The sequence below is a fragment of the Pseudomonas sp. 28 E 9 genome, from assembly GCF_900004785.1.
Taxonomy (GTDB): domain Bacteria; phylum Pseudomonadota; class Gammaproteobacteria; order Pseudomonadales; family Pseudomonadaceae; genus Aquipseudomonas; species Aquipseudomonas orientalis_A.
Genome location: NZ_CVTK01000057.1, coordinates 1 through 23,210, shown reverse-complemented (window position 1 = coordinate 23,210; position 23,210 = coordinate 1). Strand labels below are relative to the sequence as shown.

13 protein-coding genes and 2 rRNA genes are annotated in these 23,210 nt (G+C 60.2%); 3 read left to right on the top strand and 12 right to left on the bottom strand.

Annotated features, from left to right (window positions below):
* The first annotated feature begins 156 nt into the window (after positions 1 to 156).
* A complete protein-coding gene (locus tag BFQ00_RS28695; RefSeq protein WP_083227429.1) occupies positions 157 to 1,845 on the top strand; it encodes a M60 family metallopeptidase in 1,689 nt (562 codons plus the stop codon).
* A gap of 50 nt (positions 1,846 to 1,895) precedes the next feature.
* On the opposite strand, the gene kynA is transcribed toward BFQ00_RS28695, so the two are convergent.
* Together kynA and kynB are read right to left on the bottom strand one after the other, a co-directional pair.
* Positions 1,896 to 2,768, bottom strand: coding sequence for a tryptophan 2,3-dioxygenase (kynA, locus tag BFQ00_RS24840; RefSeq protein WP_065935030.1), 873 nt, complete (start codon positions 2,766 to 2,768; stop codon positions 1,896 to 1,898).
* Positions 2,765 to 3,415, bottom strand: coding sequence for an arylformamidase (kynB, locus tag BFQ00_RS24835; protein WP_065883501.1), 651 nt, complete (start codon positions 3,413 to 3,415; stop codon positions 2,765 to 2,767). Before kynB ends, kynA begins: the two co-directional genes overlap by 4 nt.
* Before the next feature lie 370 nt (positions 3,416 to 3,785).
* Between kynB and BFQ00_RS24830 the strand changes: the two genes are divergently transcribed.
* Positions 3,786 to 4,130 (top strand): cupin domain-containing protein, encoded by a 345-nt coding sequence (locus BFQ00_RS24830; RefSeq protein ID WP_015885872.1) that lies wholly within the window; start codon positions 3,786 to 3,788, stop codon positions 4,128 to 4,130.
* Between the two features lie 158 nt (positions 4,131 to 4,288).
* Here BFQ00_RS24830 and mmsB read toward each other — a convergent pair whose 3' ends face one another.
* Positions 4,289 to 5,176: a 3-hydroxyisobutyrate dehydrogenase gene (mmsB, locus tag BFQ00_RS24825; protein ID WP_065935029.1), complete on the bottom strand. Its 888-nt coding sequence runs from the start codon at positions 5,174 to 5,176 to the stop codon at positions 4,289 to 4,291.
* A gap of 16 nt (positions 5,177 to 5,192) precedes the next feature.
* Positions 5,193 to 6,710: a CoA-acylating methylmalonate-semialdehyde dehydrogenase gene (locus BFQ00_RS24820; protein ID WP_065935028.1), complete on the bottom strand. Its 1,518-nt coding sequence runs from the start codon at positions 6,708 to 6,710 to the stop codon at positions 5,193 to 5,195.
* A gap of 124 nt (positions 6,711 to 6,834) precedes the next feature.
* On the opposite strand from BFQ00_RS24820, the gene BFQ00_RS24815 reads away from it, so the two are divergent.
* The gene (locus BFQ00_RS24815; protein ID WP_065935027.1) at positions 6,835 to 7,782 is read left to right on the top strand and encodes a LysR family transcriptional regulator; all 948 of its coding nucleotides are present in this window, start codon (positions 6,835 to 6,837) and stop codon (positions 7,780 to 7,782) included.
* 414 nt (positions 7,783 to 8,196) lie between these two features.
* Here BFQ00_RS24815 and BFQ00_RS24810 read toward each other — a convergent pair whose 3' ends face one another.
* From BFQ00_RS24810 to BFQ00_RS24775, 8 genes are all read right to left on the bottom strand, one after another.
* Positions 8,197 to 8,688 (bottom strand): OmpA family protein, encoded by a 492-nt coding sequence (locus BFQ00_RS24810; protein ID WP_065935026.1) that lies wholly within the window; start codon positions 8,686 to 8,688, stop codon positions 8,197 to 8,199.
* Between the two features lie 4 nt (positions 8,689 to 8,692).
* On the bottom strand, positions 8,693 to 9,955 hold the full coding sequence (locus BFQ00_RS24805; protein WP_065883483.1) for a diguanylate cyclase domain-containing protein: 1,263 nt from the start codon (positions 9,953 to 9,955) through the stop codon (positions 8,693 to 8,695).
* Complete coding sequence (locus BFQ00_RS24800) at positions 9,952 to 10,518, bottom strand: YfiR family protein (protein ID WP_065935025.1); 567 nt, start codon at positions 10,516 to 10,518, stop codon at positions 9,952 to 9,954. The genes BFQ00_RS24805 and BFQ00_RS24800 overlap by 4 nt, the downstream gene beginning before the upstream one ends.
* A gap of 142 nt (positions 10,519 to 10,660) precedes the next feature.
* The gene (recD, locus tag BFQ00_RS24795; RefSeq protein WP_065935024.1) at positions 10,661 to 12,730 is read right to left on the bottom strand and encodes an exodeoxyribonuclease V subunit alpha; all 2,070 of its coding nucleotides are present in this window, start codon (positions 12,728 to 12,730) and stop codon (positions 10,661 to 10,663) included.
* Positions 12,727 to 16,398, bottom strand: a complete 3,672-nt coding sequence (gene recB, locus BFQ00_RS24790; protein ID WP_065935023.1) for an exodeoxyribonuclease V subunit beta — start codon at positions 16,396 to 16,398, stop codon at positions 12,727 to 12,729. The genes recD and recB overlap by 4 nt, the downstream gene beginning before the upstream one ends.
* Positions 16,395 to 19,847 carry an exodeoxyribonuclease V subunit gamma gene (gene recC / locus BFQ00_RS24785; RefSeq protein ID WP_065935022.1) on the bottom strand — a complete coding sequence of 1,151 codons (3,453 nt, stop codon included), beginning with the start codon at positions 19,845 to 19,847 and terminating at the stop codon, positions 16,395 to 16,397. Before recC ends, recB begins: the two co-directional genes overlap by 4 nt.
* Before the next feature lie 135 nt (positions 19,848 to 19,982).
* Positions 19,983 to 20,098, bottom strand: a 5S ribosomal RNA gene (gene rrf / locus BFQ00_RS24780).
* A 157-nt stretch (positions 20,099 to 20,255) separates the two neighbouring features.
* Positions 20,256 to 23,147, bottom strand: a 23S ribosomal RNA gene (locus BFQ00_RS24775).
* Between the last annotated feature and the right edge of the window lie 63 nt (positions 23,148 to 23,210).

Sequence of the window (23,210 nt, the reverse complement as noted above, 5' to 3'; positions counted from 1 at the left end):
GAATGGCACCTCAACAATAAAAAACGGCACTTCCTGAGTGCCGTTTTTTAATATAAGTGCCGCCCTGACCGTCCGTCTTAACTGTCATTTCTGACAGTAGCCAAAAATAATAGCCCTGCCAAATACTCAGGCTCATTTTCAAAGAGTCTGACTATCATGAGTAAGTTAATCACACTTACCTTCTCCAATAACAATATTGAGGCCACTCCGTACGTGGGCAAGCCATCCCAAAGCATTCGTATTGTGCAGCAAGCAGACGGGAGCTCTGGCATTCGCAGTTTCTATACCGATCTAGCGCTCAATCTTTCCGAGACCGGAGTATGGGCATCCCCCTACGAAGGCAGTGCTTATCAAAGCTTTTGGATAATCCAGCAGCCTGACGGCTCCAGTATCATTCGAAATGCTTATTCAGGCAGTGCTTTAACAATGACTGAATTTGGGGTCCGATCAAGCAGCTACGTAGAGGGCAATCGAAATCAGCGCTTCAACCTGGTCCCCCAAGCAGATGGGTCTACAGGGCTGCGTAAAGTCTCTCGTTCATTATTCAACGGAACCGTCGACGCTTTTGAAGCTATAAAAAGGGTAGGTAATTGGTTTTTCAGTAGTGTCCAGCAACCCACAGGCTTCTATCACCCTAAAAACTCCGTACTTACCTGCGAGCTTTTACTCACAGGGACGATTGAAGGCAGCCAACCGACGTTGATAATCGGTGCCGCCTATACAGACCCTGACACTACTTATGCGCTTCCCCGGATCTACCCCTTGACGGTAGGACTCAATACGATAAGGGATGAGGGCGGCGGCATGGTCTATTTGCTACTCGGCGGTGAAGAAAACATCGCAAACCTGACATTTACCTCAGGGGTTGTAGAAGCGCCCTGTTTTGAACATAAAAAAAACACCCTTAAAAACTATAGAGATATGCTGACAACGTGGGACAGTTCGCCCTTTGTCGAACTTATCAGTGAGCGCGCAGTTGTCACCGTCAGTCGTGCGGCGGCATTGACCTACCAAAGCAGTGACCAGAACATCCTGATGGATACTTACGAACAAATAATATCTATCGAGGACAACCTATTGGGCCTTGATGGATCAACAGCACTGCACAAGAGAGCGCCTCTCAAACACCACCTTATTCTGGGCAATTACGGAGGACCGGGATATGCCCATGCGGCGCATGGATATACGGCCTATCATGAAAATTTCGGCCGAGAATTGCTGACACCCAATGGCCTGAAAGGATCGTGGGGAGTCGCTCATGAACTCGGGCATCAAAATCAGATGCTGGCCTACCTCGCGCCTGACTTTATTGAAGTGACTAACAACATTCACTCACTCGCGGTAGAACGTGCGTTCGGATTGCCTTCGACACTGACCGGACAAGGTGCCGATGGGCGAGACATTTGGGACAGTACACTTGCGAAGCTCGGCTCACCCAATCTATCAATTGCTGATTTGGGTATATACGAACGCCTGGCTGCACTTGAACAACTCAGACTCGCATTTGGTGATCAGTTTTGGCGAGACCTGAATAGAACGACTCGAGAACAATGGTCATCAAATGGCTTTTGGCCTAGTCGGGAAAAAGCCTTTGACAACCTTGGGTTGTTTGCCTCGATAGCCGCTAAGGCTGACCTGCGCGACTTCTTTTCCGCTTGGGGTATACCTCTTTCAAATCAGTGTAAAGAGGACATCGGGCGCTTGGGCTTGCCATTACCATCGGTCAAGCCGCAAACCCTCCGTGAGCCTCGGTCAACGCAACCATCAACCATTGCGCCACCGGAACTCATACACTGCACCGACCATCCTCACCCACCTGGCTGTAACACTGACAGCACACATTAAGCATGTCATATCGGTAGAAGCACTCTTCGCCAGGACGTCGGCTAACTTACCTACAGCGAAGAGCGCACCCGCCAGAGTTCGGGAAACAACACCGTGTCGAGCATCTTGCGCAGGTAACCCACACCTTCCGTGCCGCCGGTACCCGGTTGGAAGCCGATGATGCGCTCCACCGTGGTGACATGCCGGAAGCGCCACTGGCGGAATGAATCTTCCAGGTCGATAAACTTCTCGGCCAATTGATACAAATCCCAGTAACGACTCGGGTCGCGATACACCTCGCGCCAGGCCGCTTCTACCGACTCATCGTGCACCGTCGCCGCCGTCGGGTCGCGTTCGGCGCGCTGGGGATCAATCGCCAGCCCCGCCTTGACCATCAGGTTTACGGCCTCGTCATATAACGACGGCGTAGCAATCGCCACCTGCAATTGCTGCAGCAACTCCGGGCGATGGGCGTGGGGCCGCAGCAGCGCCGGGCTCTTGTTGCCGAGAATGAATTCGATCTCGCGGTACTGGAACGACTGGAACCCCGACGACTGCCCGAGGAACGGGCGGATCGCCTTGTATTCCGACGGTGTCATGGTCGCCAGCACCGCCCAGGCGTGCACCAGTTGATCGAAGATCCGCGAGACCCGCGCCAGCATCTTGAACGCCGGCGGCAACTCACCGAGGCGCACATGGTCGCGGGCCGCCTTGAGTTCGTGCAGCATCAGTTTCATCCATAGCTCCGAGGTCTGGTGCTGGATGATGAACAGCATTTCGTTATGGTCCGGCGACAGCGGGTGCTGGGCGCTGAGGACTTTGCCCAGGTCCAGGTAGTCGCCGTAGCTCATGGACTCGGAAAAATTCAGCTCGGCGTTGTGCCATTCCTCCGGGGGTTGGTAATCGGCAGGCTTATATTCTGGAGAGAAGGGACATTGGCTCATCGCGTGGGCTCCAAAAGCGGGCGCAGGATTGCGCGGACCGGGCTGGCGTCCAGGTTGGCAAAACGCAGCGGCAGCGCGATCAGTTCGTAGTCGCCCTCCGGTACGTCGTCGAGCACGATGCCTTCGAGGATCGCCATGCCATGGCGCGCCACAGCGTTGTGCGAGTCCATGGTCTTGGACTGTTGCGGGTCCAGGGAGGGCGTGTCGATCCCGATCAGGCGCACGCCGAGGCCGGCCAGCAGCTCGATGGTTTGCGGGGCGATGGCCGTGAAGTCTGAATCCCATTGCGTCAGGGGGGCTTGTGGATAAGTGCGCAGCAGCACGCGTTCGGGCAGGTTATCCACACGCCCCTGCAGTTGATGCGGTTGCACCAGGGCACCACTGCCCAGGCAGTGCAACACTCGGCACGGGCCCATGTACACGTCCAACGACACCTCGCCAATCGGCGCGCCGTCGGCGCTGTAATGCAGCGGCGCATCCACATGGGCGCCGGTGTGCGGCGACAGCGTCACACGACCCACATTCACCGGGCACTGCGGCCCGAACTGCCACACGCGCTCTTCCTGGAACGGCGTATCGCCCGGCCAGGTCGGGGTCGCCGCACTCAAGGGCGGGCTGATATCCCACCACGTTTTTATTGGGTTCATTTAACGGCTCTCACTCATTCCTGGGTGAATGATACGAGGGCCGGACGTGAATTTTCTTGCGAATTCTGGCGTGAACGGGGAGTTCTTTCGCAGTTACTGCGAGAAAATCCCTGATTTACGCGCAGAACCGCCTCTGAACACAGTGGCGCTGCCACCAGCAATCAATGTGGGAGGGGGCTTGCCCCCGATAGCAATGGGCCAGTCAATCAGAAGTTGGCTGACACGCCGCCATCGGGGGCAAGCCCCCTCCCACATTGACCGCGCTTCGTATTGGGCTGCGCTTCTGGGCATACCGATGTCGAGTCCAGACCACCAGCCCCCGCTGCGACGCTATAGGGTTCGACTCTTATTCCCTTGCCTCGGAGTCATCATGTCCAAGCCCATCACCGTACTGCGCGACACCCATCCCTTGCCGGTCCTGGATGCCTGCAAATGGGAAAAGCTCGAAGGCGACCCGCACACCGTCAACCTCAACGCCTACACCAGCGAAGACGGCAGCAAGATCATGGGCACCTGGATCTGCACGCCGGGCAAGTGGTACGTGGACTATGTGAAATGGGAGTACTGCCACTTCCAGGAAGGCTATTGCATCATCACGCCGGAAGGCATGGAGCCGATTCACCTGCGGGCTGGGGATATCTTTGTGGTGGAGCCCGGGATGAAGGGGACGTGGGAGGTAGTGGAGACGGTGCGTAAGTATTTTGTGTTTGCCTGAGCCATCTCTACAGCAAGCGGCTTTCCCACGGTGAACGGGCTCGGCCGACATCGTTTGTAGGAGCGAGCTTGCTCGCGAAGAACGTCAACGATAACGCGTGTTTCCTGGATGCACGCGGCGTCTGTGAGTTCTTCGCGAGCAAGCTCGCTCCTACACCATCATTCAGGCTTGCGATAGCTGTTAATGATCGCCGAAAAGTCCTTGCCCCCTTCCCCACGCTGGCTCATCGATTGATACAACTGCTGGGCCACCGCACCGAGGATCACCGGCTGTTTTGCCTGGCGCGCCGCTTCGGTGGCCAGGCCCAGGTCCTTGAGCATCAGGTCGGCGCCAAAACCGCCGGTATAACCGCGCGACGACGGCGCAGTTTCAATCACGCCCGGCCATGGATTGTAGGTGTCCGAACTCCAGCAGCGCCCGGTGGAGCTGTTGATGATGCCGGCCAGCACCTGCGTGTCGATGCCCAGCGCATCGCCCAGGGCCATCGCCTCACTGACGCCGACCATGCTGATGCCCAGCAGCAGGTTGTTGCAGATCTTGGCGATTTGCCCCGTGCCCACGTCGCCGCAGTGCACGATGTTGCGGCCCATCTGCGCCAGTACCGGTTGCAGGGTGGCGAACAGTTCAGGCGTGGCGCCGACCATGAAGGTCAGCGTGCCGGCTTGCGCCCCGCCGGTGCCGCCGGACACCGGTGCGTCGGCCATCACCACGCCTTGCCGGGCGGCGGCAGCGGCGACATCGCGGGCGGTCTGCGGGTCGATGGTGCTGCAATCCACGGCGGGAATGCCGCTGCCGATGCCGGCGAGCACACCGTCTTCATTCAGCCACACACTGCGCACATGGGCGGCGGCCGGCAGCATGGTGATCACCAGCTCCGCGCCCTGGGCTGCGTCACGCGGTGAGTCGCTGATGTGGCCGCCCAACTCGGCCAGTTCCTGGAGCACGGTCTGGTTCAGGTCGAACAGGTTCAGCGCGTGCCCGGCCTTGATCAGGTTGCGGGCCATGGGCGCGCCCATGTTGCCCAGGCCGATAAATGCAATCTTCATGGTCGTCTCCCAGGTCTCAGCGCAGGTTGATGGTGGTGTTGACGCCATCGTTGACCGTGTCGTCATCGAACCAGCGGCTGGTGACGGTCTTGGTCTGGGTGTAGAACTGCACCACTTGCTTGCCGTACGGGCCCAGGTCCCCCAGCTTGGAACCGCGGGAGCCGGTGAAGCTGAAAAACGGCACCGGCACCGGGATCGGAATGTTGATGCCGACCTGGCCTACATCGATTTCACTCTGGAACTTGCGCGCCGCCGCGCCGCTCTGGGTGAACAGGCCGGTGCCGTTGCCGAACGGGTTGGCGTTGACCAGCGCAATGGCTTGATCGAGGGTGTCGACCTCCAGCACCACCAGCACCGGGCCGAAGATTTCTTCGGTGTAGATGCGCATGTCGGTGGTCACGCCCGAGAACAGGGTCGGGCCGACAAAGTTGCCTTGCTCGAAGCCCGGCACCTTGATGTCGCGGCCGTCCAGCTCCAGCGTGGCGCCTTCTTTCACGCCGCTTTCGATCAGCTCCAGGATACGTGCCTTGGCGCGCTTGGAGATCACCGGGCCGACATCCGTACCCGCCTCGCTGCCGGCGTTGACCTTGAGCTTTTGCGCCAGCGCCTTGAGGTCCGGCAGCCATTGCCTGGACGCGCCCACCAGCACCACCACCGAGGTGGCCATGCAACGTTGGCCCGCCGCGCCGAAACCGGCACCGACCAGGGCATTGAGGGTGTGTTCGCGGTTGGCGTCCGGCAGCACCACCGCGTGGTTCTTGGCGCCCATCATCGATTGCACGCGCTTGCCGTGCTTGCCGGCCAGGTCATAGACATGGGTGCCCACGGCGGTCGAGCCGACGAAGGACACGGCCTTGATGTCTTTATGGGTGCACAGCGCATCCACCACGTCCTTGCCGCCGTGCACCACGTTAAGCACGCCAGCAGGGACACCGGCTTCCAGAGCCAGCTCCACCAGCAGCATGGTCGACAGCGGGTCTTGCTCAGACGGTTTCAGGACGAAGGTATTCCCGCACGCGATCGCCATCGGGAACATCCACAGCGGAATCATCGCCGGGAAGTTGAACGGGGTGATACCGGCGCACACGCCGATGGGTTGGCGCAGTGTGTAGGTATCCACGCCACCGGCGACGTTTTCAGCGAATTCGCCCATTTGCAGGGTGCCGATGGAACAGGCGTGTTCCACCACTTCCAGGCCACGGAAAATATCGCCCTCGGCATCGGCAATGGTCTTGCCCTGCTCGTTGCTGAGGACCACGGCAATGCGCTTGGAATGTTCGCGGATCAAGGCTTGCAGCTTGAGCATGATGCGCATGCGCGCGCCAATCGGCGTCAGCTTCCAGGTCTGGAAGGCGCGATGGGCCGCATCGATGGCCGCGTTGACCTCATCGGCCGTGGCGAACGGGACTTTGGCCAGCACTTGCTGGGTAGCCGGGTTGACGATGTCTTGCCATTCGGTGGTCTTGGACTCGACCCACTCGCCGTTGATCAGCAACTTGACCTGTTGTACGGAAATATCGGCAGATGCGTTCATGAGGGTCTCCGGATCTTGTTGTTATGCAGAGAGTGAATCGCCTTGAAGAAGGAGGCGTTCGGACTGTTTTTGGAGTATAGATGTGCAAATCTCTAATAAGAACGCACATAAAAGCCGGTCCAATATGCAAAAAAACATCACATCACTGGGCTCCCTGAACTGGGACGACCTGAAGTTTTTTCTCGAAGTGGCCCGCACCCGCAAGGCCAGTGTCGCCGCCAAGCGCCTGGCGGTTGACTACACTACGGTGTCGCGGCGCATCAGCTCGCTGGAAGTGTCGCTCGGCACCCTGCTGTTCGAAAAATCCCGGACCAACGGTTTTGTCCTGACCGCTGAGGGCCAGCGTTTGCTGGGTTACGCCGAATCCATCGAAAGCACCCTGCACATGGCGTGCGAACAAGTCTCCGGCTCCGGCGTGGCGCTGTCCGGCCATGTGCGCATGGGCTGCACCGAGGGCTTCGGCAGCTTCTTCGTCACCCCGCAACTGAGCCACTTCGTCGACACCTACCCGGCGATCTCGGTGGACATCCTGCCTCTGCCGCACTTCATCAGCCTGTCCAAGCGCGAAGCCGACATCGTCATCGCCCTGGAACGCCCGGAACACGGCCCGTACGTATGCTGCAAACTGTGCGACTACAAACTGCAGCTGTACGCCACACAGGACTATCTCGACCAACACCCGCCGATCCAACGCCCGACGGATCTGGCCGAGCATCCGTTTATCAGCTACGTGGATGACCTGGCGTTCAGCTCGGAGTTGCTGTACCTGGCGAACGTAGTACCGGGCGCCAGCGCCAGCCTGCGCAGTACCAGTGTGATTGCACAATACGTCGCCGCGCAGCAGGGCCGGTCGATGGCGATATTGCCGTGTTTTTTGGCGGCGCAGGACCCGCGACTGCTGCCGGTGCTGGGGGAGCAGATCGCGATTACGCGGCAGTTCTGGATGTATTGCCGGGAGGATTTGAGGAAGTTGAAGCGGATTACGTTGTTGTGGGACTACATCCGGGAGGTGACGGAGCAGAATCAGGGGTTGTTGATGGGGGAGACGCGGGAGATGCGCTTTGCAGACTGAATGCGCCGCGCGGACAACTGTGGGAGGGGCGGTGCGACGATTCGACTTGCCCCCGATGGCGGCCTCCGGGCCGACCAGGATGTTGGATCAGATCGAGTACATATCCGTTTCTGCGGTAACGGCTGCTAATGGTTCCGCTTTTACAGCGGCTCACTTTTGAAAAGCGCAAAAGTAAGCAAAACGCTCTTGCCCCACCACTCGGCACCTCGCTTAGGCTCGGTGTGCCCTCTCTCCGGCCAGCGTGGTTTAACGGGGCGCCTGAGATCAAGATCAAAAGCAGGTCAAGATCAAGAGCGACTCGCTTCGCATCGTGGTTACGGTTGGGCGCTATAAAGTTGTGTAGATACCTATGGCTATCGGGGGCAAGCCCCCTCCCACATTTGAATGCGTTTCAGATTGAGGACGGTGAAGGCCTTAGTCCGCGATGACCACAATCGACACGCGTCGATTCTCGGTGCGCCCCGCCGCCGTTGTATTTTCCGCCACCGGCTCGCTGCTGCCCAGGCCGCGCAGTTGGATGTTTTGTTGTTTCATGCCCACGCTGCTCAGCACCTTGCCCACACTTTCAGCACGGCGCAGGGACAAGGCCTGGTTGTAGAGTTCCTTGCCCGACGCGTCGGTGTGGCCGTCGACGCGTACGCGTTCGATGCCTGCGCCTACCAGGGCCTTGCCGATGCGCTCGACGATGTCGGTGCTCGGTTTGTTGAGGGTTTCGACGTCGCTGCCAAACAGCACTTTGCCAGACAAGCCGAAGGCCCAGCCTTCGTCCGTCAGCTCGAAACCCTGCTGCTTGAGCACGGCCACTTGTGCCGGGCTCAGGCCTTTGGGCGGTGAGGTCTGGCAGCCGCCGAGGGCCAGGCAGGCGAGAAGCAAGCTGATGAAAACAACGCGTGGGTGAGAGAACAAGGGATTAACTCCTGTGCTGGACATTGACGACAGAGTGCACAGGCTCCGCCGTTTGCTGACTGCCCGAAGACAGCCGCTTGGCTTGGTACATCGCCACATCGGCTGCATTGAGCAGGGTGCCGGGCGTGGCGCCATGGTCCGGATAAATGGCGATGCCGATACTGAGGGAGGTCAAGACCTGGGTGTTGCCGGGCAGCGGGATCGGTTGGTCCATGCTGGCAATGATCTTGTCGGCAATGCGTTGCGCATCCTCGATTTTGTTCAGCGGCGCCAGCAGGACGGCGAATTCGTCGCCGCCCAGGCGCGCCACCAGGTCATCTTCGCGCAGCTGTGCCCGCACGCGCTCGGCAACGGCCACCAGTACGGCATCGCCGGCGGCGTGGCCGAAGTTGTCGTTGATGTCTTTGAAACGATCACTGTCGAGAAACAGCACGCCTACCCGTTCGTTGACTTTGGCGGCGCTGCGCAAGGCTCGAATCAACCGGCCTTCGAAGAATGCACGGTTGGGCAGGCCGGTGAGGCTGTCGTGGCTGGCCTGGTGCGCGAGGGTTTCGTTTTCGCTTTGCAGATGACTTTGCCAGGCCTCCATCTCGCCCAACAGGGCATTGAAGTCGCTGCCCAGGCTGTCCAGTTCTGCGATCTGGGCCGGGGGCACGCGCCGGTCGAAGTCGCGTTCGCTGCGGGCGGCGTGGGCCACGGCGGCAAGGCTTTGCAGCGGCCCGGTGATGCCATTCAACAGACGCCGCGCCAGGTGCAGCGCCACCCAGGCGCTGAGCGCGGTGCAGATCACAATGCCCGCCAGGCCGCTGAGCAGGAAGCGCAACAGGCTGCCGCCATGACCGGTCAGGTGGATACTGCCGACCGTTTGCCCCTGGTGAAGGATCGGCTGGCTGATGGGTTGCTCGAGCAAGGCATGCGCCAGTTCGAGTTCAACCCGCGACAACATCCCGTTGTTCGGCCGCACCCATTGCGCCAGCAGCTTGCCACTGGCATCGAAGACTTCGGCCTGGGCCACCTCTTCGGTCGAAGCGATCAGGCTCAAGGCTTCAGTGGCGGCGGCGCTGTCGTCGAACACCACGGCTGCTTCCACGGTGTAATTGATCGAGCGTGCGATCAAGTGCAGGTTGTGCTCGGCGTACACCCGCAGCGCCAGCACGCCGAGCAGGGTCAGGGACACACTGGCCAGCGCCACCGCCACCAGGGCCAGGATCATGTGCCCTCTGCCGATGACCGACCTCAGGGTCGGTCGCGTCTTGGCCGGCCTCATGGCGTCGGCGCTCGACGGCGCGACAGTTGCAGCACGCTGGGGTGAATGCGTACGCCACTGCGGGCAACGGAATCCAGGTTCACCTCAAACGACACTTGCGCATCACTCACCCGCAGGCAGAACAGGCTGCCCACGGTGCATTGATCGCCGCCTTCGCTGATGCTGAGCACCGGATGGCCGATCAATGAGGCAAACAACGCGGTGCGTTCGTCAGCGCTGAGTTTGCCGATGTAGACGGCGTCGCAGGCACTGACGATGTCCGGATGATTGGCCAGCAGGCGTCGCACCGCCACCGGTCGGCCGGTGGCCTGGGTAGTGCCTTTGATCAGGTCGTCGGTGTACTGGGTGGGCCCGACGATGCACAAGCGCAGTTGCACAGGCTCCACCGGCCAACGGGCATAACTGAGAATCCCCAGCACAACCTGGGTGACCGCCTGGGCGCGCTGCTCGGCCAGGCTGGACGTTTGAGCCCAGGCCTGTGGAGCGAGCAGGCATAGCACCGCCACCTGCAACAGGCGCCTCCAGCTCAAACTGCGCTCTGAGAGCGAGACAGCCACGTTCATGCAGCAATTCTCTCAAGAAATTCGATGGTGATGCCGCAACGATAGCACAGCAGCGGAAAACCCCATGACGCGAGGCTTTCCACAGTGCTGAGTATTTTTTCAGAAAAATCAGACATCTGAATCAAAAATATCGCATGACCGTTCAGTCAGCTTCTTCGGCCGTGGCGTCCAGCTCCAGCATCAGCCCGCTCAAGCGTTTGACCCGGCGCCGTACGGCTTCCTCAAAGACGCCGGCACGGGGTTCGATCAGGCTGAACCAGCGTTTGGCGCGGGTGATACCGGTGTAAATCAGTTCTTTGGTCAGTACCGGGTTCAACGCGTCCGGCAGGATCAGCGCGGTATGGGTGAACTCCGACCCCTGGGATTTGTGCACGGTCATGGCATAGACGGTTTCCACATCGTTGAGCCGGCTGGGCAGCACGAAGCGCACGCCACCCTGGCCGTCATTGCGCGGGAAAGCCACGCGCAGCACCTGAGGGCCGCCGTCGCTCTCGGGCAATTTCAGGGCGATACCGATATCCCCGTTCATCAGGCCCAGGCCGTAGTCGTTACGGGTCATCAGCACCGGACGCCCTTCATACCACTGCTCGTCGCCCTCGATCATCCGCACCTTGCGCAGGGCGGCGGTGATGCGCAGGTTCAGCCCTTCGACGCCCCAGGGACCTTTGCGTACGGCGCAGAGCAACTGGAACGCGTCGAAGGCTTGCAGCAGTTGTTGCGCCCAGTGGGTCCAGGCGTGATCGTCACGCGGGGTCTGCGGCGCAGGACGCGCCGACTGCAGCAGGTTCAGGTAGAAGCGATAGCCCTGGGCACCTTCGCCCTGCCCGTCCAGCACCAGGCGCTCAAGCGCGTGATCATGCTCGCCCTTGAGGCTGAGGCAGAACAGGTCGTCATGACTGCGCGCGGCCAGCAACATGCGCGCTTGCTCAGCGTTCTGCTGGTTGACCCAGCGCGCCAGTTGGCCGATGCCGCTGCCCTCGCCGAAACGACGCGAGTAGCGCAGCATCACCACCTGCTGGGCCAGCGGATGACTGCCGTCAAGGTCTTCCTGCAAGCCGCTGTTGCCGAGGTCTTCGGCGCTGACCGCCTGCAGCCATTGGCGCGTGGCCGGGCTGTACCAGCCGGCCTCGGCATCGCGACACAGATCACCAAGCACCGCGCCCGCCTCCACCGACGCAAGCTGGTCCTTGTCACCCAGCAGCACCAGGCGAGCATGGGGCGGCAAGGCGTCGAGCAGATTGGCCATCATTTCCAGATCGATCATCGACGCTTCGTCCACCACCAGCACATCCAGCGGTAACGGGTTGCCGACGTGATGACGGAAGTGCCGAGTGCCCGGGCGGCTGCCCAGCAACCGGTGAACCGTGGTGACCTGGGTCGGGATTTTTTCGCGCACGCTGTCGGGCACTTTCAGCGACAGCACTTGCTGGCTGATGGATTCGGTGAGACGCGCGGCGGCTTTACCGGTGGGCGCGGCCAGGCGGATGCGCAGGGGATTGCCGCTCTCCACGGCAGGCGCCTGCAACAGCGCGAGCAGGCGCACCACGGTGGTGGTCTTGCCGGTGCCGGGGCCGCCGGTGACGATACTGAATGCGCCCCGGGTGGCCAGGGCACAGGCGAGCTTTTGCCAGTCGATCACGCCGTCGGGCGCCGGTTGGTCGAACAAACCATTCAGGCGCTGCGGCAAATCGGCGGCGACGCTCTCGTGGCTGGCCAGCCGCAGGCGCAAGGCACTGTCGATGCGCCGTTCATAAGCCCAATAGCGGCGTAGATAAAGGCGTTTTCCGCACAGCACCAACGGGCGGCTCCGCGCCGACTCACTGTCATCGAACGCCGGCGCGACCAAACGGCTGGTGGCCAGGGCATGACACCAGTGCGCGCCGTCCAGCCCCTCGAGCAATTGCGACGGCAGCAGCATCGCGCCGGTCTGCTGGTCGCCTTCGGGCGGCAGCGACAGGGCAAAGTCCGGCGCCTGCAGGGTTTCGAACAGGTCGAGGCATACGTGGCCGTGACCCAATTGGTGACTGGTCAATGCCGCCGCCAGCAGCACCAGGGGATCGGCCTGTGGGTCAAGCTCGTGCAGGAAGCCGACGAAGGCTTTGTCCAGGGCCCGCAACCAGCCACGGTCCACCCAGCGCTCCAGCAGTTGCACCAGGTCGGCGGCGCGACTGAGCGGCGACAGTTCCTCCAGCAGTAGCGGCGACAGGCTCATAGCAGCACTCCTTGTTCCCAGGCGGGCTCGGCTTTTGGTGGGACAGGCTTGCCCTGGAACAACAGGTCCAGCCCTTCGATCAGCTCACGCGGCGGCCGGGTGAAGTACGCGCCCTGGGTCGCCGACTGCGTTCCGCGCAGGAACAGGTAGAGGGCGCCGCCGACGTGGCGTTCGTAGTCGTAATCAGGCAGGCGCGCCTTGAGTTGGCGATGCAGGGCCAGCAGGTAAAGGACGTATTGCAGGTCGTACCGATGCTCAAGGATCGACTGTTCCATGGCGTCCATGGTGTAGGCCGAATCGTCAGGCCCGAGCCAGTTGGATTTGTAGTCAGCCACGTAATAACGGCCATCGTGCTCGAAGGTCAGGTCGATAAAGCCTTTGAACATGCCGTTGAGCAACACCGGTTCGGCCGCCACGCGTGAGACGCCGTGGTGGGTGTGCTGGCACACCAGTTTGTCGAGGGCGAGCACGTCGACTTTATGGCTGGCGAACCAGAATTCCATTTCGATCTGGTAGTGCGTCAGCGCGCTGAGACTGACCCGGCCGTCGTACAGAGGCAGCGGCGCGTGCAGCAAGTGGTCAAGCCAGGCGCTGAGGGTGACGATCCAGCCTTCCCAATTGCGCCGATTGCAACGCGCCCCGACGGCCTTTTCAATGGCCTCGGGGCTGACGTTGAATGCTTCTTCACCGGCCCACTCCAACAAGCCGTGAAGGAAAGTGCCTGGATTCGGACCGCGTGGGAATCGATGAATATCGCCGCCGGACGCCACCACTTCGCGCGGTGCATCGGGATCAAGGCGTTCGTCATCGAACAGTTTCTGCGCCTGCGGGCTTTCAGGCGCTTCGAGACTGGCGGCGCTCATACTGTCGCCAATGCGCAAGGCGCTGTAGGACGCAATCCACCAGTTCTCCGCCGCCTTGCGTTTGGGCAACAGCGGAGCCCGCAAGGTCGCTTCGTTGCGCGGGGGGTGGAACACGATGTCTTGCGCTGGCGGCACCTGGGCATAGCTGATGGCCGGGCAGCCCTGCTGCACATCCAGCAACCAGCGCGCCAGGCCGGCGGACTCACCCAGTGGCGCACCGGCGCCCAGCAGATAGCCCAGCGCCGACAGGTGCAGCACGGAGCTGCCGCTGTTGCCACGCTTGAGGTCGGCGATGCCCAGCCAGCAGGCGTGTTTGGCGCGGGTCAAGGCGACGTACAGCAAGCGCAGGTCTTCGGCCAGGCGCTCATCATCGGCCTGGGCGATCAACTCAGCCGTGGGCCGCAGGCTGACGTGGGATTTGCCCTGCGCGTCGTGGTAGTGCAGCGGCAAGCGCGTGCCGTCCACCGGTTTGGCCGAGCAGATGAAGGGCAGGAAGACCAGGTCGTATTCCAGGCCCTTGGATTTGTGGATCGTCACCACCTTGACCAATTGCTCGTCACTTTCCAGGCGCAGGATCTGTTCTTCACCGGCCTGGCCCGACAGCGCCAGGTGCTCGGCAAGATGGCGAATCAATGCCTGTTCGCCGTCCAGCTCCGACGCGGCCTGTTGCAGCAGCTCACTGAGGTGCAGCAGGTTGGTCAGCACACGTTCGCCATCGCTGCGGGCGATCAGGGTTTGCGGCAGCTTGAAGTCATGCAGCAGGCGACGCAGCATCGGCAGTACGCCTTGGGAGCGCCAGATCGAGCGGTAACCCCGGAACTGCATCACGCGGCGTTCCCACGCCAGTTCATCCTGGTTCAGACGCTCCAGTTCCGTCAGTGACAGGTTCAAGGTGACGCAGGCCAGGGCCGCGCGCAGCGGGCGCTCGACGTCCGGCTCGGCGCAGGCCTTGAGCCAGGCCAGCAGATCGTGGGCTTCCTGGGCGGCGAAGACCGAGTCCTTGTCCGACAGGTACACGCTGCGCACGCCCCGTGCCGCCAACTCGACGCGCACGGCCTGGGCTTCCTTGCCGTCTCGCACGAGGATGGCGATGTCTGACGGCAGCACGCCTTTGAACGTGTCGTCTCTGGCAAAGCCTGCGCTGCCGTGCTGCCCACCGTTAAGCAATTCGACGATCTGCGTGGCGCAAGCAGCCGCCAGTTGCTGGCGATACAGCACATTGGAAATCGGTTGGTCGGTGGCTAAATGCCAAAGGTTCATTGCCGGCAGCGTCTGGCCGTCGACCTGCAGCCGTTCTTTGCGGCCCTGGGACAGCACCGAGTGGAACGGCACCGGGTTACGGCCGTCGGGCTCACGAAACAGGAACGCGCCGCGGCCGGTTTCCGCGCGCTGAAATAGATGGTTCACCGCTTCGACCATCGCATGGCTGGAGCGGAAGTTGGTGCCCAGGGTGTGGTGGCGATCGGTGGTGGACTCCCGGGCGCGCAGGTAGGTGTAGATGTCCGCGCCCCGGAAGGCGTAGATCGCCTGTTTGGGGTCGCCGATCAGGAATAGGCCGCTGTCCAGGTGGTTTTCTTCGATACGGTAAATGCTGTCGAAGATGCTGTATTGCACCGGGTCGGTGTCCTGGAACTCATCGATCAGGGCCACCGGGAATTGCTCGCGGATCACACTGGCGAGGCGCTCGCCGCCGTCGGCCTGGAGCGCGGCGTTGAGGCGGATCAGCATGTCGTCGAAGCCCATTTCAGCGCGACGCCGCTTCTCTTCTTCGAAGCGCTTGCCCACCCAGGCGGCGGCGTGTTGCAACACCGCGGCGTCCGGGGTGGGCAGTGCGTCAAGGGCCGCTTTCAGACCGGCCATCGCGTCGATGCCGGGATGCCGTGGCGGCTCGCCTTTCCAGGCTTCGGCCATACCCTCGGGGGTCAGCCGGGTAAAGCCGGTGCCGATATCCAGTTGTTCCAGGGTTTCGTCGGCGGCCCAGGCACTGATTTTTTCAAACCAGGGCTCGAAATAACGCGCCTGCATTTTGCGTCCATCGACCGCTTTGGCGGCCACGGCTTGCAGGCACAGATCACGCAGCTCGACGGCCCATTGTTGCCAGGGGGCCTTGATGCTGGTCAGTGCCTCGCGACGCTCTTGCAGGCAGGCAGCGATTATCTCGGCGGGCTCGCGGCTGTCTTCGGCGGGCCGCTCACTGCCGAACAGCGCGCGCACCCGTGGCATCAACGCGGCCGGGCCGCCCCAGTTGTTGCGCACCCAGTTGAGCGCATCGTCATGCATCGGGTAGCAGAACAGGCGCCAGTAGTCGCGCAGCACTTCACCGAGCAAGTCGCTGTGGTCGGTTTCCAGGGTCTGGGTAAACAGGCTGCCGCTGTCGAACGCGTGTTCGCGCAGCATGCGCTGGCACCAACTGTGAATCGTCGAGACGGCTGCCTCGTCCATCCACTGCGCGGCGATGTCCAGCCGATTGGCGCAGGCGTGCCATTGGTCACTGGGGTATTGGTGACGCAGGTCGGCGATCAAGGCGTCGGGCTGCTCGATTTCGTCACGGAAAAACCGCGCGGCCTCCGCCAGACGGATACGGATACGTTCACGCAGCTCCTTGGTGGCGGCGTCGGTGAAGGTCACCACGAGGATTTGCGGCGGTAGCAGTTCACGGCCGAAGCCGGACTCATCGCCACCGTTGCCGAGCACCAGCCGCAGGTACAGGGCCGAAATCGTGAAGGTTTTGCCGGTGCCGGCGCTGGCTTCAATCAGTTGGCTGCCTTTGAGCGGAAAGGCCAGGGCCAAGGGTTTGCTGGTCATGCGCCGGCCTCCTCGCTGGACAGTGAGCGCCAGGGGGCGTTGAGCAGGGGGCGATACAAGGTTTCGCACCAGCCTTCGAACTCTTCGCTGGCGACCAGCGTGGCGTAGTTGGGGAACTGGCGAGTGAGCGCGGGCGTTTCGCGGCGTTCGCCATCGGCGGTGATACCGTCGCCCTCGTAGGCTTTGCTGGCAGCGGCGTGGGCTTTGGCCGGATCGGTCTGGCCGAGCCAGGCAAAGGCGGTCTTTACCGCGACGGGCAGCGGTTTGCTCATGCCGGTGTGCCAGGCGAGCAGCAAGTCACCGAGGAGGTTCTGAGCGGTGGCAGTGTCCAGCGGGGCCAGCAGCAAGGTGTCGTCACTGGCCACCAGGCCGGTGCTCAACGGCACGCCACAGGCACAGGCGACCACATGATTGACCCAGGGGCGAATCAGGCGGTGCCATTTGCGCGTCTTGATCGAGCCGATGCTGTTGGGGATGGTGGTCACGCTTAACAAACCGCCATCACCGCGCCGATGCAGGCCGCTGATCCAGCCTTCGAGCTGAATGCCCTGGTACGCGAAGCTGATCGGTTGCGCACCAATGTGCGGCGTTGGCCAGAGCGCCAGGAGGTGTTGGTAGCGCTGCAACAGGTCCGGCAACGGCTCGATCAGCTCGTTGCGCAGGCATTCACCGAAGCCGACCATCGGCAGCAGGCCACTGCCTTGCAGGCGCAAGGCTTGGGCGTTGAGGGCCTGATCAAGCTGGTCGGGCCGGGCCAGTGCTGCGTTGAGCAGACTGTCGCTGAGGGTGTAGCGTTGCAGTGCGTCGAGGACGAAGGGTTCTTCGTCGGCCAGCGGTACTTCGGCGGCTTCGAAGAACACTTTCAGGCGTTGGCTGAAGAAATGCCTGACAGGATTGCGCAGAAAATCCTGTAATTGGCCGAGGCTCAGGGGCTCTTCCTGATGGTGCGGTGCCAGCGCGTGGTCGTGCACCAGTGCGGCTGGAGCTTCATGCAGCAACTGCCATTCGCGAGCGTAACTGAACAGCGGGTCGCCTTCATGGAAGTAGCGGGCGCTGAACGGTTGGAGCGGGTGTTCCTGGGTCATTGCGTCGATCAGGGGTTCGGCGCTTTGGGCGTTATGCCAGCCACTGGCGAGGTGGTCACGCAGTTGGCCGATCAGCACCGAGGCCGGGCGATCGCTGTTGTCGCGGATGCTGCGGCCGACCCAACTGATGTAGAGCTGGTCGCGCGCGGACAGCAGGGCTTCGAGCAGCAGGTAGCGATCGTCTTCACGGCGTGAACGATCGCCGGGACGGTAGTCGCTGCCCATCAGGTCAAAGTCCAGTGGCGGCTGGGCACGCGGGTAGTCGCCGTCATTCATGCCGAGCAGGCAGACCAGTTTGAACGGGATCGCGCGCATGGGCATCAAGGTGCAAAAATTGACCGCGCCCGCCAGGAAGCGCTGGGACAGGCGGCCCTGGTCAAGCCCGGCCAACCAGGCCTCACGGACCACGGTGAGCGGTAATTCATCCTGCAGTCCGACGGATTCACAGGTCTCCAGCCACGTCTCTCTTAACTGTTCAAGCTGGCCAAGCAGGTAGTCATCGTGCTCGCTCCCGGGCAGGAAAAACAGTTGCATCAAGCGTTGCAGACGCTCGCCCCACACATGGGGAGGTGCGGGTTGCGACAGCGTCTGGTGCGCGTCATTCAAGGCATCGAGCAAGGCCACCAGTGGCCCAATCAGCGCCGCATCAAGCCCACCGATCTCGTCGTAAGGCTCGATGCCTTCGCACGCCACACCCGTGCCGACGGCGTAGCCCAGCAGCATCCGCCGCAGGCCGAATCGCCAGCTGTTCTGCTCAAGTTCTGCGGGCAGCCCCAGGCCCGCACGCTGTTCGGCGTTGAGCCCCCAGCGGATGCCCGCGCCTTCAATCCAGCGATGCAGTGTAGGCAGGTCGCGCTCATTGATGGCGAAACGTTCGCGCAGGGCCGGGACATCCAACAGGTCGAGAATTTCGCTGACCGGGAAACGGCTGTCGGGGAGTTTGAGCAGGTGCTCGACCGCAATCAACAGCGGGTCACGACCACGTTGCCCCTGGTCTGTCAGGGTGAACGGAATGAAGCGTGGGTCGTTTCTTTCCAGTTGACCGAACACCGCGCGGATGTGCGGTGCATAACTGTCGACGTCGGGGACCATGACGATAATGTCCCGAGGGCGCAACGTGGGGTCGGCGCTGAAACGTTGGAGTAATTGGTCGTGGAGAATCTCCACTTCGCGTTGAGCGCTGTGGGCGATGTGAAAGCGAATGGATGCGTCGCGTGTGAGGTCGACCGCCGGCCAGAACTCACGGGTTTCATCGAGTGGGCGCAATTCCAGGATGTCATCCTGAAGCTGGTTGAGCAGCGTGGTGGGTTGGCTCTCGCTGAACAGGTCGATACGACCATCACGGAAGGCGGCGCGGTAGCTGTTGGGGTCGTCATAACTGTCCAACAGGCTGATGTAGTCACGACCCTGCTTGCCCCAGGCGGCGAGCAGCGGGTGAGCGTGCTGGTGCAAGGTGTGAGGATCAATGGTGACGGGCATGCCCGCTTTGCGCGCCTGGCGCTTGTATTCGTTACGCAGCAGGTCTTTGTCGGCCACGATGTCCGACCAATGATGGCGGCAAGGGTTGTGCACGCACAGCAACACTTGGCTGAAACGAGCCAGGCCCGCCAGTGCTTCGAGCGCCTGGGCGGGCAGCGATGAAATGCCGAAAACAATCACGCGGGAAGGCAAGCCGGGCGGCGCTTGCTCGAGTGTGTTGATGCGTTCGATAAACCGCTGATGAACGCCCGCACGGCTCTCGGCCATGCCCTGCTCCCCGACGTCGAGCAGCAACGCGCGCCATAATTCAGCCTGCCAGCAGTTGGCGGGGTTGAGGGGTTTGGATTCGCCCCGCCCGTTGCGTAATTGATGGCGCCCCGCCGCCCAGTCTTCCAGCCAATCGGCGCGATACACCTGGTATTGGTCGAACAAGTCGGCCAGCCGCTCGGCAAGCTGGTAGCGTTTGCGCAGGTCGGTGTCGTGCGTCAGGAAGCGTTGCAACGGCTCAAAATGGGGCTGATCGATAAGCTCCGGGAGCAGACGCATGAGTCGCCACGTCAGCGGGGCCTTATCAAGCAGAGACTTGGGGGGGATTTCGTCACGCCCCAGCACCATGCGATAGAGCTGCCACATGAAACTGCCGGGCAATTGCACATCGATTGCCGCGGCGATGCCACAGCCCCCCATATCGTCTGCCTGCGGATCTTCGGCCAGGGCAAGCTTGAGCCATTGGGCGATGCCATTGCTTTGGACCAGAGCAATTTCATTCTCCAGGGGCGCCAGGGGATAACGACGCATCCAGCTGACTACCAGGCTGCGCAACTCGTCCAGGCGGTTACCGTGAACCACCATGAATCCTGCGCTGAGGGACATCGCACCCGGCATAACGGTTTCCTTGGAAAAGCAAAAATCGAGGCTTGGACTTTAGCACTGAAGACCATTGCCATGAGCGCCTTGATACTTTTCAAGCGCCCAAAACAAAACCCCAACTGCTTTCGCAATTGGGGTTCTGGAATTTAATCTTGACGATGACCTACTCTCACATGGGGAAACCCCACACTACCATCGGCGATGCATCGTTTCACTGCTGAGTTCGGGATGGGATCAGGTGGTTCCAATGCTCTATGGTCGTCAAGAAATTCGGGTACTGAGTCGTGGCCTGATGGCCTCGCTTCAGCAAATTGGGTATGTGACAGCTGTCGGTGTTTTGTGAGCGTCGAACTTTCGGTTCATCTCGTCTTCACACACCGCAATCTGATGCTCGTTAGAGTAGTCAAATTGCTTGGGTGTTATATGGTCAAGCCTCACGGGCAATTAGTATTGGTTAGCTCAACGCCTCACAGCGCTTACACACCCAACCTATCAACGTCGTAGTCTTCGACGGCCCTTCAGGGAACTCAAGGTTCCAGTGAGATCTCATCTTGAGGCTAGTTTCCCGCTTAGATGCTTTCAGCGGTTATCTATTCCGAACATAGCTACCCGGCAATGCCACTGGCGTGACAACCGGAACACCAGAGGTTCGTCCACTCCGGTCCTCTCGTACTAGGAGCAGCCCCTCTCAAATCTCAAACGTCCACGGCAGATAGGGACCGAACTGTCTCACGACGTTCTAAACCCAGCTCGCGTACCACTTTAAATGGCGAACAGCCATACCCTTGGGACCGGCTTCAGCCCCAGGATGTGATGAGCCGACATCGAGGTGCCAAACACCGCCGTCGATATGAACTCTTGGGCGGTATCAGCCTGTTATCCCCGGAGTACCTTTTATCCGTTGAGCGATGGCCCTTCCATACAGAACCACCGGATCACTAAGACCTACTTTCGTACCTGCTCGACGTGTCTGTCTCGCAGTCAAGCGCGCTTTTGCCTTTATACTCTACGACCGATTTCCGACCGGTCTGAGCGCACCTTCGTACTCCTCCGTTACTCTTTAGGAGGAGACCGCCCCAGTCAAACTACCCACCATACACTGTCCTCGATCCGGATAACGGACCTGAGTTAGAACCTCAAAGTTGCCAGGGTGGTATTTCAAGGTTGGCTCCACGCAGACTGGCGTCCACGCTTCAAAGCCTCCCACCTATCCTACACAAGCAAATTCAAAGTCCAGTGCAAAGCTATAGTAAAGGTTCACGGGGTCTTTCCGTCTAGCCGCGGATACACTGCATCTTCACAGCGATTTCAATTTCACTGAGTCTCGGGTGGAGACAGCGCCGCCATCGTTACGCCATTCGTGCAGGTCGGAACTTACCCGACAAGGAATTTCGCTACCTTAGGACCGTTATAGTTACGGCCGCCGTTTACCGGGGCTTCGATCAAGAGCTTCGCGTTAGCTAACCCCATCAATTAACCTTCCGGCACCGGGCAGGCGTCACACCCTATACGTCCACTTTCGTGTTTGCAGAGTGCTGTGTTTTTAATAAACAGTCGCAGCGGCCTGGTATCTTCGACCGGCATGAGCTTACGGAGCAAGTCCTTCACCCTCACCGGCGCACCTTCTCCCGAAGTTACGGTGCCATTTTGCCTAGTTCCTTCACCCGAGTTCTCTCAAGCGCCTTGGTATTCTCTACCCAACCACCTGTGTCGGTTTGGGGTACGGTTCCTGGTTACCTGAAGCTTAGAAGCTTTTCTTGGAAGCATGGCATCAACCACTTCGTCGTCTAAAAGACGACTCGTCATCAGCTCTCGGCCTTAGAATCCCGGATTTACCTAAGATTCCAGCCTACCACCTTAAACTTGGACAACCAACGCCAAGCTGGCCTAGCCTTCTCCGTCCCTCCATCGCAATAACCAGAAGTACAGGAATATTAACCTGTTTTCCATCGACTACGCTTTTCAGCCTCGCCTTAGGGACCGACTAACCCTGCGTCGATTAACGTTGCGCAGGAAACCTTGGTCTTTCGGCGTGGGTGTTTTTCACACCCATTGTCGTTACTCATGTCAGCATTCGCACTTCTGATACCTCCAGCAAGCTTCTCAACTCACCTTCACAGGCTTACAGAACGCTCCTCTACCGCATCACTTACGTGATACCCGTAGCTTCGGTGTATGGTTTGAGCCCCGTTACATCTTCCGCGCAGGCCGACTCGACTAGTGAGCTATTACGCTTTCTTTAAAGGGTGGCTGCTTCTAAGCCAACCTCCTAGCTGTCTAAGCCTTCCCACATCGTTTCCCACTTAACCATAACTTTGGGACCTTAGCTGACGGTCTGGGTTGTTTCCCTTTTCACGACGGACGTTAGCACCCGCCGTGTGTCTCCCATGCTCGGCACTTGTAGGTATTCGGAGTTTGCATCGGTTTGGTAAGTCGGGATGACCCCCTAGCCGAAACAGTGCTCTACCCCCTACAGTGATACATGAGGCGCTACCTAAATAGCTTTCGAGGAGAACCAGCTATCTCCGAGCTTGATTAGCCTTTCACTCCGATCCACAGGTCATCCGCTAACTTTTCAACGGTAGTCGGTTCGGTCCTCCAGTTAGTGTTACCCAACCTTCAACCTGCCCATGGATAGATCGCCCGGTTTCGGGTCTATTCCCAGCGACTAGACGCCCTATTAAGACTCGCTTTCGCTACGCCTCCCCTATTCGGTTAAGCTCGCCACTGAAAATAAGTCGCTGACCCATTATACAAAAGGTACGCAGTCACCCAACAAAGTGGGCTCCCACTGCTTGTACGCATACGGTTTCAGGATCTATTTCACTCCCCTCTCCGGGGTTCTTTTCGCCTTTCCCTCACGGTACTAGTTCACTATCGGTCAGTCAGTAGTATTTAGCCTTGGAGGATGGTCCCCCCATATTCAGACAAAGTTTCTCGTGCTCCGTCCTACTCGATTTCATGACTAAGAGATTTTCGCGTACAGGGCTATCACCCACTATGGCCGCACTTTCCAGAGCGTTCCGCTAATCTCAAAGCCACTTAAGGGCTAGTCCCCGTTCGCTCGCCACTACTAAGGGAATCTCGGTTGATTTCTTTTCCTCAGGGTACTTAGATGTTTCAGTTCCCCTGGTTCGCCTCTTACGCCTATGTATTCAGCGTAAGATAACCATCTTATGATGGCTGGGTTCCCCCATTCAGACATCTCCGGATCAAAGTCTGTTTGCCGACTCCCCGAAGCTTTTCGCAGGCTACCACGTCTTTCATCGCCTCTGACTGCCAAGGCATCCACCGTATGCGCTTCTTCACTTGACCATATAACCCCAAGCAATCTGGTTATACTGTGAAGACAACATTCGCCGAAAATTCGAATTTCTC

What these genes read in the sequence shown, in the direction of transcription:
- BFQ00_RS28695 (WP_083227429.1), top strand. Translation starts at nt 157, where the DNA reads ATGAGTAAGTTAATCACACTTACCTTCTCCAATAACAATATTGAGGCC.
- BFQ00_RS24800 (WP_065935025.1), bottom strand. Translation starts at nt 10,518, where the DNA reads ATGAACGTGGCTGTCTCGCTCTCAGAGCGCAGTTTGAGCTGGAGGCGC.
- recC (WP_065935022.1), bottom strand. Translation starts at nt 19,847, where the DNA reads ATGCCGGGTGCGATGTCCCTCAGCGCAGGATTCATGGTGGTTCACGGT.
- kynA (WP_065935030.1), bottom strand. Translation starts at nt 2,768, where the DNA reads ATGAGCCAATGTCCCTTCTCTCCAGAATATAAGCCTGCCGATTACCAA.
- BFQ00_RS24830 (WP_015885872.1), top strand. Translation starts at nt 3,786, where the DNA reads ATGTCCAAGCCCATCACCGTACTGCGCGACACCCATCCCTTGCCGGTC.
- mmsB (WP_065935029.1), bottom strand. Translation starts at nt 5,176, where the DNA reads ATGAAGATTGCATTTATCGGCCTGGGCAACATGGGCGCGCCCATGGCC.
- recD (WP_065935024.1), bottom strand. Translation starts at nt 12,730, where the DNA reads ATGAGCCTGTCGCCGCTACTGCTGGAGGAACTGTCGCCGCTCAGTCGC.
- recB (WP_065935023.1), bottom strand. Translation starts at nt 16,398, where the DNA reads ATGACCAGCAAACCCTTGGCCCTGGCCTTTCCGCTCAAAGGCAGCCAA.
- BFQ00_RS24815 (WP_065935027.1), top strand. Translation starts at nt 6,835, where the DNA reads ATGCAAAAAAACATCACATCACTGGGCTCCCTGAACTGGGACGACCTG.
- BFQ00_RS24805 (WP_065883483.1), bottom strand. Translation starts at nt 9,955, where the DNA reads ATGAGGCCGGCCAAGACGCGACCGACCCTGAGGTCGGTCATCGGCAGA.
- kynB (WP_065883501.1), bottom strand. Translation starts at nt 3,415, where the DNA reads ATGAACCCAATAAAAACGTGGTGGGATATCAGCCCGCCCTTGAGTGCG.
- BFQ00_RS24820 (WP_065935028.1), bottom strand. Translation starts at nt 6,710, where the DNA reads ATGAACGCATCTGCCGATATTTCCGTACAACAGGTCAAGTTGCTGATC.